Source organism: Arthrobacter subterraneus (genome assembly GCF_900099735.1).
GTDB classification, from domain to species: Bacteria; Actinomycetota; Actinomycetes; order Actinomycetales; family Micrococcaceae; genus Arthrobacter_D; species Arthrobacter_D subterraneus.
Genome location: NZ_FNDT01000010.1, coordinates 86372 through 100176, shown reverse-complemented (window position 1 = coordinate 100176; position 13805 = coordinate 86372). Strand labels below are relative to the sequence as shown.

Sequence of the window (13805 nt, the reverse complement as noted above, 5' to 3'; positions counted from 1 at the left end):
TCGCGACTCTGATACCCCTGAGAACTGCAACGCTCAGGCGGCACTGGCGCTGTGCACGTGAGACAACCACCGGCTAAGGTCCCGCGGTCTCTTGAATACAATGACCGGGGGAAGGGCCGGATCGGCTTTCATCGCCTGGATGACCTGACGCTTTCTCGTGAAGCTCTGGAAGTGCCACCAAATGATGGAATCCCTGGCCAGCAGACGCCGGAAGGATTCGGTGTTCCCGTTGCAGACGAGCTGACCGTTCACCGCCCTGTAGAGAGACCGGCGAAGGAGCCGGGACAGCGAAACCCAGCGCGGGTAGTCCAATGCCACAATGAGCTCCGCGCGGGGAAGGACCATATCCCGCCACGTGGCATAGGCACTGTCGAGAACCCACTCCTCACGGGAAGCGATGTCCGCAGCTAGCCGGCGCTGTTCTTCAACTGCCCGCTGCTGCCACCCCGGGAACCAACCGATGTCATCGTCCGCCGAGTACTCAGGCAAACCCGATGCTTTCGCGTAGGCGTGCGCAGCCGACGACTTACCGCTCCCTGTCACCCCGTAGAAGAGAACCCGTGATGGTGGTCGTGTAGGCACGCCTCCCAGCATGCCATGACCGCTCGGCAATGGCAGGCCTGCCGACGGGGACGAGCCGCATCCGCTCTAGCCGTGCGTCGGTTCCTCGACCATGGCGGTCGCGATGCTGTCCGCATCCTCAAGCGCCGCAAGGTACCGTTCGGCGTCGAGCGCTGCTGCGCATCCGGTGCCGGCCGCGGTGATGGCCTGCCGGTACCGGTGGTCCACCGCGTCGCCGCAGGCAAAGACGCCCGACCGGTTGGTGACCGTGGTGGGGGAATCGACCTTGATGTAGCCTTCGTCGTCGAGGTCGATCTGCCCGGCCACAAGTTCCGTGCGGGGCAGGTGCCCGATCGCTACGAAAATGCCGGTCGCGGCATGCTCGCGGGTTTCACCGCTGCGGGTATCCGTGAGCGTCACGCCGGTGACCTTGTCATCGCCATGGATGGCCGTGACCGCGGAATGCCACGCGAAACTGATCTTCGGGTTGTCCTTGGCACGCTGCGCCATGATCCTGGAGGCACGCAGCTCGTCGCGGCGGACCACCACGGTCACTGACCGGGCAAACCGGGTGAGGAACGTTGCCTCCTCCATGGCCGAGTCACCGCCGCCGACAACAACGATGTCCTGGTCCCGGAAGAAGAATCCGTCGCAGGTGGCGCACCAGGACAGGCCGTGCCCGCTGAACTTCTTCTCCTCCGGCAGGCCGAGCTCCTTGTACGCGGACCCGGTCGCGAGAATCACCGCAACAGCCTCGTGGGATTCTCCGCCGCCGGTGACTACGCGCTTGAGGTGACCGGTCAGATCGACCTCCGTGACGTCGTCGAACACTACCTGCGCACCGAACTTTTCCGCCTGCTCCTGCAGGCCTTCCATCAGTTCCGGGCCCTGCACTCCTGCGGGGAAACCGGGGAAGTTCTCCACCTCGGTGGTGTTCATCAGCGCGCCGCCGGCGGTGACGGATCCGGCCAGCACCAAAGGTGTCAGCCCTGCGCGTGCCGCGTAGATGGCAGCCGTGTACCCGGCGGGCCCGGATCCGATGATGATCAACTGTTGCGTGGCCATGAGTGTTCTCCTGCTACTTCGTTGCGGGGATCAGGGATTCGATGAGCCCTTCGATGCGGCCACGGATTTCATCGCGGATGGGCCGGACGGATTCGACGCCCTTGCCCGCCGGATCCTCCAGCACCCAGTCCTCGTAGCGCTTGCCGGGGAAGTACGGGCACTCATCGCCGCAGCCCATGGTGATGACGACGTCGGATTCCTTGACGGCCTCGGTGGTGAGGACCTTCGGAATCTCACTGCTCATGTCGATGCCGACCTCCGCCATGGCTTCCACCGCGGACGGGTTGATCTTCTCGGCCGGCTGCGATCCGGCGGAGCGGACCTCGATGGCACCCTTCGACAGGGTGGTGAGGAACGCCGCCGCCATCTGGGAGCGCCCGGCGTTGTGCACGCAGACGAAAAGGACGGAAGGCTTTTTGGCGGAATCTGTGGTCTCTGAAGTCATGAGGGTCTCCTGAAGGGTTAGGCGGACAGCGGTGCAGGAGCGAAGAATCGCTTCTGCACCCAGAGGGCAACATAGACAAGCGCAACGAGGACGGGCACCTCGATCAACGGTCCGACGACGCCGGCCAGGGCCTGCCCGGAGGTGACCCCGAAGGTGCCGATCGCCACCGCGATGGCCAGTTCGAAGTTGTTTCCAGCGGCGGAGAAGGCCAGCGTCGTCGTCCTCGCATAACCGAGACCGAGCCATTTGCCGGTCAGCATACCGGCCCCGAAAACAACGAGGAAGTAGACGAGCAGCGGCAGGGCGATCCGGGCGACGTCGAGCGGGCGGGCGGTGATCGTCTCACCCTGCAGCGCGAAGAGCAGCACGATGGTGAAGAGCAGGCCGTACAGCGCCCACGGGCCGAGCCTGGGCAGGAACGTGTTCTCATACCAGTCGCGGCCGCGGGCCTTCTCGCCGACGGTGCGGGTGAGAAATCCGGCCAGCAGCGGGATCCCGAGGAAGATGAGGACGGAGGCGGTGATGGCCCAGAAGGAGAAGTCGGCGCTGGTGGTGGGAAGACCGAGCCAGGAGGGCAGGAGCTGGAGGTAGAACCAGCCGAGGGCGCCGAACGCGAGGACCTGGAACACCGAGTTGATGAACACCAGCACCGCGGCGGCCTCACGGTCACCGCACGCGAGGTCATTCCAGATCATCACCATCGCGATACAGCGGGCGAGGCCCACGATGATGAGGCCGGTGCGGTATTCGGGCAGGTCGGGCAGGAAGATCCACGCCAGGGCGAACATGAAGGCCGGCGCCAGCAGCCAGTTGAGTGCAAGAGATGCCGCCATCAGTTTGCGGTCGGCCATCACCCGGTGCGTCTGGTCATAGCGGACCTTGGCCAGCACCGGATACATCATGACCAACAGCCCGACGGCGATCGGCAGCGACACTTCACCGATCTTCACAGCCTCCAGCGCCATATTCAGCCCGGGGATCAGCGCACCGAGGACCAGCCCCAGGACCATTGCGGCGATGATCCAGACGGGAAGGAAGCGATCGAGGGTGGACAGCTTGCCGACGACGGCGGCCGGCGCGCCTCCGGGGGGCAAGGGTGCAGTCTGGGTGCTCACGCGTCTCCTGCGAGATAGATTGATGGGAATCGATATGAATACCACCAGCTATATCGATCATTGTCAATCCAAGGTGCATAATGGGTTCATGAACACTGCGCAAACCCTTGAAACGACGCTGGACGCCGCCTGCTGCCTCCCGTCGGATCAGCCCGCTCTCAGCAGCGAGGATGCGCAGCAGCGGGCCGCCATATTCAAGGCACTGGCTGACCCGAACCGGCTGCGGCTGCTCTCCATCGTGAAGGCCGGCGAGTCCGGCGAGGCGTGCGTCTGCGACCTGACGGAGCCGCTGGATCTCGGGCAGCCGACCGTCTCCCACCACCTGAAGATCCTGGTTGAGGCCGGCCTGCTGCACCGCGAGAAGCGGGGCACCTGGGCGTACTACTCCCTGGTTCCGGGCGCGCTCGAAAAGGTGGCCGGGCTCGTTACGACGCTCTAGAAGCGGTCCGTTAGAGCGCCGGCGTCCTCGGTGGAGCCACCCGCCGCGACCCGGTTGCCTCGAAAGCCGCCGCGAGGCGCAGCAGGTCATTGTCGGAGTAGGCCTTGCCTGCGAAGGTGAGCCCCACCGGCATGCCGGTATCAGCCATCACGCCCATCGGCACCGTGACCGTCGGGATGCCCAGGTGGCGCGGGACCAGATTGCCGTTGGACACCCAGACGCCGTTGCGCCAGGCGAGGTCCGCCGAGGCGACGTTCGTGTCGCTGTCAGCGGGGCCGACGTCGGCCGCTGCCGGGAAAATCACGGCGTCCAGTCCGTGCTCGTCCATCCAGTCATGGAGGTCAGTCCGGCGGGTTTCCTCCAGTCCGCGCAGGCCTTCCTCGAGGTGCGGGATGTCGGCCAGCTGCAGGCCCTCGTTGGCGCGGATGACGTCGGGGTACTCGGCGATGTCGTCGTCGAACCCGGTGTAGCGGTCCGGGAGTGCGCCGTCCGGTGCCGGGAAGATGGCCGCGCCGTCAACCTGCTTGAGGCTCGGCATCTGCGGATCCCCGTTCGCGTCGAGGAAGTCGTTCCACGCCCACGCGCTCAGGTCCATGATCTCCCGCTGGAGGTACTCCGGGCTCACCAAGCCGCGTGTCCGGATGGTTGGCGCTCCCGGCCGATCGCCCTCGTAGTTGGACACCGCCGGGAAGTCGACCTCGACCACCTCCGCGCCCGCGCGTTCCAGGTCGCACCGCGCCGCCTCCCAGAGCGCAATGACGGATGGGCGCGTCTGGATCCGTTGGCCTGTGGGGCCGCCGATTCCGGGCATTGGCGCGGTGCCGGCGTCGTGATCCTTGTTGATGTACATGCGCGGCACACCGAAGCGCTTCCCCTTCAGCGCGCCGGCACCTGCCGCCAGGGACAGGTAAGAGGGCGGGCGCACCTCGGACGCACGCGGAATGGACACCCAGGGCTGGACGCGCCAGAAGTCGCCGCGGGTCTCGGTGTCATCGGCGACGATGATGTCGAGGACCTCGAGCAGGTCCGCCATGGTGCGCGCATGCGGGACCACCACGTCCATGGTCGGCACCAGCGGCCAGTTACCCCGGGCGGAGATGACTCCCCGCGAGGGCGTGTACGCGCACAGTCCGTTGTTCGATGCCGGGGCGCGGCCGGAGGACCACGTTTCCTCCGCCAGTCCGAACGCTGCGAAACTGGCCGCCGTCGCCGTGCCGGACCCGTTGGAAGAACCGGAGGCGAACGCGGCCGGGAGATACTCGGCGTTGTAGGGGCTTTCCGCCCTGCCGTAGACGCCGCGCTGCATGCCGCCGTTGGCCATCGGTGGCATGTTGGTGAGCCCGATCAGGATGGCTCCGGCGCTCCGGAGCCGGCCGATGGTGAAGGCGTCCTGCTGTGCGATGAGACCCTGGAATGCCGGGGATCCCGCGGCGACGGTGAGGCCTTTGACCCGGTAGCTGTCCTTGGCCGTGTACGGGATTCCGTCCAGCGGGCTGAGCGTTTTCCCGTTTTTTCTGCGCTCGTCCGAGGCGCGGGCTTTCGCCAGGACCTCCGGATTCATCACAATCACGGAGTTGAGCCGGATACCCGCGTGGTCATAGGCCGCGATGCGGTTCAGATAGGACTCGACGAGTTCCTCGCTGGTCACCTGGCCCGTTTCAAGGGCTTCGCGGAGGTCCGCGATGCCTGCTTCGACGACGTTGAATCCCATTACCGCTCCCCCTTGTTTTCGAGCGGCGCGGGCTGCTGTTGGGTGATGCAGTGGATGCCGCCGCCGAAGGAGAAAATGTCGCGGGCGTCGACCAATTCGATGGTGCGTCCCGGGTAGGCGCGGCCGAGGATGTCGGCGGCAACGGCGTCGTTGGCGTCATCGAAGGCGCACAGGATCACTGCACCGTTGCACACGTAGTGGTTGATGTAGGAGTAGTCCACGAAGCCGTCGTCGTCGGTGGTCACTGTCGGGGCCGGGACGTCGATGATTACGAGGGGGCGGCCGTCGGCGCCGGTTTCCTGTTCAAGCTCTTTCTTCAGGAGCCGCGTCACCTCGTAGTCGGGGTGGTTTGGGTTGTCCTGCCTGTGGAGGAGGACTGCGCCCGACGGCGTGAACGCGGCGACAATGTCCACGTGTCCACGGGTGCCGAACTCCTCGTAGTCGCGGCCGAGGCCGCGAGACAGCCAGATGGCGTGCCGGGTGCCCAGCCGGGCGTGAATCTCGGCTTCGACCGATTCCCGGGTGGCTCCCGGGTTGCGCCTCGGGTCCAGCTGGACGGTCTCGGTCAGGAGCACGGTGCCGCGGCCGTCGATGTGGAAGCCGCCGCCCTCGTTGACCAGGCGGCTGTCCTCGACCGGTGTCCCGGCGGAGGCCGCGACGGCCCGACCCACGTGCTGGTCGTTCTCCCACGCAGCCCAGTGCTGCGCACCCCAGCCGTTGAAGACCCAGTTCACGGCACTCACGGCGCCGCTGCTCCGGTGCACGAAGGTGGGCCCTGAATCGCGGAGCCAGGCGTCGTCGAGCACTGTTTCGGTGACCGTTATGTCGGCGCCGAGCAGTGTCCGGGCGGTGTCGGCGTCGTCTGGGTTGGCGAGGACGGTCACGGGCTCGTAGCGGGCAATTGTTCTCGCGACGCGGGACCATGCCTCACGTGCCCGGCGCAGGCTCTCGCTCCCGGGTGCGCCGAACGTGTCATTGGCGGGCGGGAACGCCAGCCAGGTGCGCTCATGCCGGGCCCATTCGGCGGGCATGACGGTGGTGCTTGTCATTCCAGTCACGGGGGCCCCTAGCCGATGAGGGCGCGTTGCTTGGCAAGCGCCGCGGCAATGTTCCAGGCGGTGTACTGACCCATGCGGATGGCGCCGTCCACGTGTTGGTAGCCCTCGGCCGCGAGGTCGGAGCTGGACCAGTGGATCGGGCCGACAGGGGTCAGCTGGTGCCGGCCGTAGCGGGTGAGCCCGCCGAGGTCGTAGCTGGCGGCGTAGGCGCCGCGGGTCCATTCCTCGGAGGCCCAGTCGGACTCGTAGTACACCTCGGGTGTCAGCGCCTGCGGCCCCAGGAATCCGGCGATCGATTCGAGGATCCGCCGGCGGCGTTCCTCAGGGTCGAGTTCGAACATCGCGTCGGCCTTTTCATCGGAGATGAACCCGACGAGGGTGCCGCGGGAGTCCTGGTGGTTGGTGTTGTCGTAGACCTCCTGGACGATGGAGCCGGCGCTGAATCCAGTGCCGGAGAGTCCGTCTTCGCGCCAGAACGGCGTGGAGTACACGGCGTGGACCTTGATGACCAGACCGAGCGACTGGTGCTGGTGCATCTGGTGCTGCCGGCGCGGCAGGGGCGGCTCGAAGGAGACCCGGGAATAGAGGTTCGGCGGGACGGCCATGACCGCGTAGCGGGCGTTCACCGTGACCTCCTCCGAGATGGCGGCCACGCTTGTGGTTCCGTCCTCCGCCGCGCTCCAGCGGAGGGTGCGCACGGGACTGTTCAGTACGACGTCGTCCCCCAACTCCGCTGCCATCCGTTCTGAAACGGACTGCATTCCGCCGACCACACGCTTGTCGAGGATGAAATCCTCGTCGACGAGGTGTGAGAAGGAACCCGCGGAGGCGGCCATCAGCACCGCCTGCAGGGTGGAGAAGGAATGGGCGGGCTTGGTGAGCATGCCGCCGGCGACGAACAGGCCGATGTTGTTGCAGGCTTCCTCATCGGCGGACTGCTGCCGCAGCCAGGTGGAAAACGAGACCGTGTCCAGTTCGCGGGCCTGCGGGTGATCCCATGGCGCCCTCGGATCCATCTGCGCGGCCAACCGGTCCAGCTCCTCGATGAGGCGGGCCATTTCCGCGCCGGTCCGGCGGCTGACCGGGAACATCTCGCCGGTGTAGCGGACGGCCTTCCCATCGGTCCCGATGTATACGGACTCGCCGTCCCGGTAGCGGGAGTAGGTCTGCAGTCCCAGCTCGTCGAGGAGGCCGATCAGCGCCGTCTGGTCCGGGGACACCCACTGCCCACCGACCTCCAGCACCGCGCCGTCGATGGTATCGGTGTGCGTGCGCCCTCCCACGCGGTCCCTGGCCTCCAGGACCGTAACGGAGTGGCCGGCCTTACGCAGCTCCCTCGCTGCCATCAGTCCGGACGGGCCGGCTCCAACGACGACGACGTCGCTTTCGATGATCCTCATGGTGTCCTCTCTAACCACGGCAGTCGTGCCGCGTAACATAAAACGAATAGCGTTCGTTTATGAGTTCCCAGATTAGAGGACGCTGCGGGATTTGGGAAGTCTGGGCCTGACAGCCGCTGAACAAGTAGTCGACGCCCAAATAGTGCCCTAAAGCAAGTAGCACATTGCGTTCGAGTAGTCCTCGGGCCAATTAAACGGGTAATCGGTACTGATGTTTTCCTGTCCCTCCACTTCTACGTTGAGCAGGTACGACTGATGACTTCGCGGGTGGGGGAGGCTCCCTTACTGCATTCATCTGACAAGTGACGCAGGATTGGCAAGCCTCATGAAGGCCGCTCAGGACCCGCACAACGGCGAATGTCCGGCCTTCCCGTCCAAACTCCACCGTGTGTCGCGCGGTCACCAGTGCCATGTCAGAGGTGAATGGAGTAATGAAATGAGGCGTCTATTCGCAGCCCTGGGCATCCTGGGGTTGCTGTCGCTGGGTGTTGTGCCGACCGCGGTTGCTACACCTGGAGAGAAAGTTGAAATCTGTCACGCCACCGGGTCAGAAGGCAACCCGTATGTGACGAACAAGGTGGACCTGAACGGACTTGAGGGACACGGCGACCACGGCGGAGACATCATTCCGCCCAACAGCTATCTGCCCGCCGGCCTGAACTACGACGCCGTCGGCCAAGCGACCTACAAGAACGGCTGCAAGCCGGTCGAGGGGCCAGCCATCCCACCGGTCGACAAAAAGATCGACATCTGCCACGCCACCGGCTCCGCCACCCACCCCTACGAGGCAATCCGCATCAGCCTCAACGGGCTCGAAGGACACGGCGACCACAGCGCAGACATCATCCCGCCCAACACCGCCCTGCCCGCAGGACTGAACTGGGACGCCACCGGACAAGCAACCTACAACAACGGCTGCGTACCCGTGCCGGTTGAAGGGCCGGCAATCCCTCCAGGCCCTCCAGGTCCTCCAGGGGAACCAGGGCAACCGGGCCAGCCTGGACAACCAGGACAGCCAGGGCAACCGGGTCAACCAGGACAGCCGGGACAGCCGGGGCAGCCAGGACCGGCAGGTCCGGCTGGTCCGGCAGGTCCGGCAGGTCCGGCAATGCAGCCAGCGCCTGCTGCCGGCGCGGTCAACAACCAGGGCTTCAACGTACAAACAGCGGGCGGAGCTGAGCCTGCAGCGGAAGAAACACCGTTGCTGCTCGGCGGGTTCGTGACGTTCCTGGTTCTCGCTGCTCTCTGGGCAGCACGGAGAAACCTGATCAGGAACTAGGTTTCTCCAACCGGACGCGGGGAGTGTGTACCGCGGAGGCTGTGCACACTCCCCGCCTCCCCTTTTACCTACGGCGAAGGGAAAGGGCATGAACACCCACCAGGGTTCGACGCCCGGGCATTCAGCGCACCACCGCGCGGCACCGGCGTCGAAGACCACCGCGGTGATCCTCACGCTGCTGCTGGCGTTCCTCGCACTTTCCCTACCGTCGTCGTCGACCGCCAAAGTACTCACCGACACGCCTGCCGTTGCGGTCCGGATCGTCGACACCGTGCCCGACGACGCCCTCACCCCTGAGCCCGTGAACCGCTCCGTTCCACGGCAGCAGGCAGAAGCGGCTCCTCCGCCACCGGTTCCCACCGAAATTCAGGGACCGCTCGCCTCCCCTCCGCTACGGATCGAGTATGCAGCGGCGGGCATCGACGTCGCGGTGTATCCCATGGAAATCGACCAGGCGTCCCGGGAAACCCAGTCCCTCGTGCCGCCGTTCACGCTCGATGGATACTGGCTTTCATCCTTCGGCACCCCGGGTTACGGATCGACCAACACAACCTACGTCATCGGACACAGCTGGGAGGACCGGGATGCCCCCTTCAACCGGCTGAGCAGCGGCGCAACGCCCGGGGAAACATTCACGGTGACTACGGCCACGGGCGTCCTGACCTATCGGGTCGATTCAGTGACCACCTTCCTGAAATCCACGCTGAAAGACAGCGATATCTGGCGCATTCTTCCAAACCGGCTGGTCCTCATCAGCTGTTACACCGAGGACCTGTGGGGGAAGAACGTCGTCGTTGTCGCCTCCCCGGTTCCCTGACCCCCACCTTGATCGGAGACACTCATGGCAGCAAACAAACGCCCTCCGCTGGTGACCTGGAGCGTGCTGCGGAGACTGGAGGACGAGTTCGACGACCCTGCCCCGGCCCGCTCCTTTGTCCGGGACTTCATCGCCTACTGGGATGACAGATACCTCCGGTTGGTCCACACGGTGGAGGGCGGAGACGCAGCAGCTTCCCTCGACGCGCTGCTCAGCGTGCGGATCACCGCCACCATGATCGGCGCCACCCGGCTGGCCCGGCTGACAGCGGATCTCGAGTCCACCCTGAAGCGCGGAGACCTCGGTGCAGTCGCTGAAGGTCTGCCCGAAATGAAGGATTGCGCCGCCGCGACCATCCGGGAGCTGACTCGAAAGTACGTCAACACGGAGCGGTGAACCGGCCGGCCGGTTGAGCCGGACAGAATGGAGGTATGCGCACCTCTTCCATTCCCGCTCCCGTGCTGATGATCGCGGCCGTCCTCTCCGTACAGTTCGGGGCGGCGCTGGCGAGGACCCAGTTCGATGCGGTGGGACCCACCGGCGCGGTGCTGCTCCGTCTGGTGTTCGGCGCGCTGATTCTGCTCATCGCCGTCCGTCCGAACGTGCGCGGCTGGAAGCGCGAGCAGTGGGCCGCCGCTACGGTGCTGGGCATCGCACTCGCGGGGATGAACAGCCTGATCTACCTCGCCATCGGTGTCATTCCGATCGGCGTTGCCGTGACGCTGGAATTCACGGGCCCCCTCCTGCTTGCTCTGGTCCAAACCCGGCGCATCGCTGACGCGGCGTGGGCACTGTTGGCGTTTGCCGGCGTCGTTCTTTTGGGGTTCGACGACGGCGGTGACCTGCCGCTTGCCGGCATCCTTTTTGCCCTCGGTGCCGGTGCGTTCTGGGCGGTCTACATCCTGGCCAGCGCGCGGGTGGGGCGGCTTGTCCCCGGCGTGGAGGGGCTGGCGGTATCGATGGCGATCGGCGCCGTCATCGCGATGCCGTTCGGAGCCACGGCCGCGCTCGGCGGGGTGCTGGCCTCGCCGGTGGTACTGCCGGTATTCGTGGGCGTGGCGCTGCTGTCCAGCGCACTCCCCTATGCGCTCGAGATGCTCGCCCTGCAGCGGCTGTCCACGCGGGTGTTCGGGGTGCTGTCCGCTTTGGGTCCGGCGATGGCGGCTCTCGCGGGGCTGCTGGTGCTGGCACAGGCGCTTGGCACCCGCGAGATTATTGCCCTGATCCTGGTCACGGCTGCGTCGGTGGGAGTGACCGTCGGGGTACGACGACGGCGTCCACCGGGACCGGAAGCCGCAGCTCCCCCGGCGCCCTGACCCACTGGAGTTTTTGTCGCCGTTCTGCTGTTATCCGGGCGCTTTAACGGCAGAACGGCGACAAAAACTTCACGGGTGGGAGGCGATGCTCCTGGGTTCGGTGAGGAGACCGGCGAACACGGCCTCCGCTGCACCGACGAGGAGTAGCTCGGACCCGAGGGCGGCACGTTCAAGGCGCACTTCGGCACCGAGGCCGCTGATCGGGCCCTGGGCAACGGCCGTACCCAGCCGCTCCCGGTCCGCATCGAGCAGCACGCCCAGGAACCCGCCCAGCACAATGACCTCAGGGTTGAAAACGTTCACGAGATTGCTGAGCGCGACCGCGAGCAGGTCTGTCTGGCGGCGGATCTCGCGGAGCACGGGAAACGGCAGCCCGGGGCCAAGCGCGTCCTCGAGCTGATCGCCGTCGGCCCGCTCCAGCCCGACCACCTTCAGCAGCCGCTCCAGATTGACCTCTGTCTCGAGACAGCCGCGGCGTCCGCAGTGGCACGCTTCGCCGTCCGGCCTGATCACCATGTGCCCAAACTCGCCGGCATACCCGGAGGCTCCGCCCAGCGGCACGCCGCCGACGATGGCCCCTCCACCGATCCCCGACGCGCTGCCGTTCAGATAGAGCGCATCGCGGTATCCCGCGGCCGCACCGAAGATGCTCTCGGCCAGGGTCCCCAGCGTCGCATCATTGGCCGCCACCGCCGGCATGCCGAGCGCTTCCTGGAAAGGCCCGACGACGTCGGCCTCCTTCCAGCCGAGATGCGGAGCCAGACGCACAACGCCTGCACCCGCATTGACCAGCCCCGGAACGGCCAGACCGACGCCGGCCACATGCTCGGCTCCGGCCAGTTCCACCGAGAGTCCTTCGACTACCGCGCGGGTGATGTTGACTGCTTCACGCAGGGTGGGTACCGACGACGTGCTGTAGCGGATGCGCCGGTGTACTTTCCCGCCGAGCCCGACGACCCCGACCGTCACGGCATCCACGTCCGGGTTGACGGCGAGCGCCACGACGCGCTCACTCGCATGGACCAGAGGGCTTGGCCTGCCCACGCGCGCTGCGGCGGCGTCCGTCTCATAGACCAGGCCGAGAGCTGACAGCTCGCCGACGAGCGCTCCGATGGTCGAGCGCGTCAGACTGCACCGCTGAACAAGCGCCGCGCGCGTCAGCGGTCCGTGCCGGTGCGCCTCGGTGAGGACCGCCGAGAGATTACGACGGCGGAGGTCCTCCGTGCCGCTGCGCTCGCTCATTCGACTCCCCTGCCGTCAATTTGTACTGGACGTAAACATAGCACCGTCATTGGGAAACACTTCGGCACCAGCCGTTGACGCCCGCCCGTCTTAGCTATATGTTTTAGTCACGAACTTATCCATCTCAACTCAGTGCGGAGTACTTCATGTCACCTCAGCCCACCCCCGCGGATCGCTTTACCTTTGGCCTCTGGACCGTCGGCTGGACCGGCACCGACCCTTTCGGCACCGACACCCGTGCGGCGCTCGATCCAGTTGAAGCAGTCAACCGGCTTGCCGAACTCGGTGCATACGGCATCACGTTCCACGACAACGACCTCGTGCCGTTCGGCTCGACCGACCAGCAGCGGGCGAGCATCCATTCCAGCTTCCGCGAAGCACTCGATCAGACCGGGCTCAAGGTCCCCATGGTCACCACCAACCTGTTCAGCCACCCGGTCTTCAAGGACGGCGGCTTCACCAGCAACGACCGCTCCATCCGGCGATTCGCGCTGCGGAAGGTCCTCACCAATATTGACCTCGCAGCCGAGCTCGGCGCGGAAACCTTCGTGATGTGGGGCGGCCGCGAGGGTGCCGAATATGACGGGTCCAAGGACTTCGCCGCAGCCCTCGACCGCATGAAAGAGGGCGTGGACACCGTCGCCGGCTACATCAAGGAGAAGGGATACGGGATCCGCCTGGCACTCGAGCCCAAGCCCAATGAACCCCGCGGCGACATCTTCCTGCCGACGGTCGGGCATGCTTTGGCATTCATCGCCGAGCTGGAACACGGCGACATTGTGGGCGTGAACCCTGAAACGGGTCACGAGCAGATGGCCGGACTCAACTTCAATCATGGAATCGCGCAGGCCCTGTGGGCGGGGAAGCTGTTCCACATCGACCTCAATGGCCAGAAGTCCATCAAGTACGACCAGGACCTCGTCTTCGGCCACGGCGACCTGACCAGCGCCTTCTTCACGGTGGATCTCCTCGAGAACGGGTTCCCCAACGGCGGTCCCCGTTACGACGGCCCGAGGCACTTCGACTACAAGCCGTCCCGCACCGATGGCTACGACGGCGTCTGGGAGTCCGCGAAGGCCAACGTGGCGATGTACCTCCTGCTCAAGGAGCGCGCGCTGGCTTTCCGCGCCGACGCCGAGGTGCAGGAGGCGCTCAAGGTTTCCGGCGTCGTCGAACTCGGTGAGACCACGCTATCTGCAGGCGAGACAACCGCGAACCTCCTGTCCGACCGCACCGCGTTCGAGGACTTCGACGTAGACAAGGCCTCGGAGCGTTCCTTCGCGTTTGTCCGGCTGAACCAGCTGGCAATGGAGCACCTCCTGGGCGCCCGCGCCTAGCAAGAGACTCCACACCCACC

14 protein-coding genes are annotated in these 13805 nt (G+C 65.8%); 6 read left to right on the top strand and 8 right to left on the bottom strand.

The window, feature by feature from the left end; all coding sequences use genetic code 11:
• Positions 1-33: 33 nt before the first annotated feature.
• From BLS52_RS11870 to arsB, 4 genes are all read right to left on the bottom strand, one after another.
• A complete protein-coding gene (locus BLS52_RS11870; protein ID WP_245702837.1) occupies positions 34-582 on the bottom strand; it encodes a P-loop NTPase family protein in 549 nt (182 codons plus the stop codon).
• Between the two features lie 66 nt (positions 583-648).
• The gene (gene trxB, locus BLS52_RS11865) at positions 649-1626 is read right to left on the bottom strand and encodes a thioredoxin-disulfide reductase (protein WP_090586947.1); all 978 of its coding nucleotides are present in this window, start codon (positions 1624-1626) and stop codon (positions 649-651) included.
• 13 nt (positions 1627-1639) lie between these two features.
• Positions 1640-2071, bottom strand: coding sequence for an arsenate reductase ArsC (locus tag BLS52_RS11860; protein WP_026545157.1), 432 nt, complete (start codon positions 2069-2071; stop codon positions 1640-1642).
• Between the two features lie 17 nt (positions 2072-2088).
• Positions 2089-3186: an ACR3 family arsenite efflux transporter gene (gene arsB, locus BLS52_RS11855; RefSeq protein ID WP_090586946.1), complete on the bottom strand. Its 1098-nt coding sequence runs from the start codon at positions 3184-3186 to the stop codon at positions 2089-2091.
• An 88-nt stretch (positions 3187-3274) separates the two neighbouring features.
• Between arsB and BLS52_RS11850 the strand changes: the two genes are divergently transcribed.
• Entirely contained in the window at positions 3275-3625 is a 351-nt protein-coding gene (locus BLS52_RS11850) for an ArsR/SmtB family transcription factor (protein ID WP_026545155.1), read from the top strand.
• Between the two features lie 10 nt (positions 3626-3635).
• Here the strand turns inward: BLS52_RS11850 and BLS52_RS11845 are convergent, their stop codons facing one another.
• From BLS52_RS11845 to BLS52_RS11835, 3 genes are read right to left on the bottom strand one after another with little or no spacing between them, the layout of a single operon-like run.
• The gene (locus BLS52_RS11845) at positions 3636-5336 is read right to left on the bottom strand and encodes an amidase (RefSeq protein WP_090586944.1); all 1701 of its coding nucleotides are present in this window, start codon (positions 5334-5336) and stop codon (positions 3636-3638) included.
• Entirely contained in the window at positions 5336-6385 is a 1050-nt protein-coding gene (locus tag BLS52_RS11840; protein ID WP_245702842.1) for an agmatine deiminase family protein, read from the bottom strand. Before BLS52_RS11840 ends, BLS52_RS11845 begins: the two co-directional genes overlap by 1 nt.
• A 17-nt stretch (positions 6386-6402) precedes the next feature.
• The gene (locus tag BLS52_RS11835) at positions 6403-7833 is read right to left on the bottom strand and encodes a flavin monoamine oxidase family protein (protein ID WP_281241716.1); all 1431 of its coding nucleotides are present in this window, start codon (positions 7831-7833) and stop codon (positions 6403-6405) included.
• Between the two features lie 397 nt (positions 7834-8230).
• On the opposite strand from BLS52_RS11835, the gene BLS52_RS18540 reads away from it, so the two are divergent.
• From BLS52_RS18540 to BLS52_RS11815, 4 genes are all read left to right on the top strand, one after another.
• Entirely contained in the window at positions 8231-9073 is an 843-nt protein-coding gene (locus BLS52_RS18540; RefSeq protein ID WP_090586940.1) for a hypothetical protein, read from the top strand.
• A gap of 88 nt (positions 9074-9161) precedes the next feature.
• Positions 9162-9890: a class F sortase gene (locus BLS52_RS18535; RefSeq protein ID WP_175460157.1), complete on the top strand. Its 729-nt coding sequence runs from the start codon at positions 9162-9164 to the stop codon at positions 9888-9890.
• Between the two features lie 24 nt (positions 9891-9914).
• On the top strand, positions 9915-10286 hold the full coding sequence (locus BLS52_RS11820; protein ID WP_090586938.1) for an Hpt domain-containing protein: 372 nt from the start codon (positions 9915-9917) through the stop codon (positions 10284-10286).
• A gap of 35 nt (positions 10287-10321) precedes the next feature.
• Complete coding sequence (locus tag BLS52_RS11815) at positions 10322-11206, top strand: EamA family transporter (RefSeq protein ID WP_217636748.1); 885 nt, start codon at positions 10322-10324, stop codon at positions 11204-11206.
• A 69-nt stretch (positions 11207-11275) separates the two neighbouring features.
• Here BLS52_RS11815 and BLS52_RS11810 read toward each other — a convergent pair whose 3' ends face one another.
• On the bottom strand, positions 11276-12448 hold the full coding sequence (locus BLS52_RS11810) for an ROK family transcriptional regulator (protein WP_090586936.1): 1173 nt from the start codon (positions 12446-12448) through the stop codon (positions 11276-11278).
• Positions 12449-12594: 146 nt separating this feature from the next.
• Here BLS52_RS11810 and xylA point away from each other — a divergent pair, with 146 nt between their 5' ends.
• On the top strand, positions 12595-13785 hold the full coding sequence (gene xylA / locus BLS52_RS11805) for a xylose isomerase (RefSeq protein ID WP_090586934.1): 1191 nt from the start codon (positions 12595-12597) through the stop codon (positions 13783-13785).
• Positions 13786-13805 lie beyond the last annotated feature (20 nt).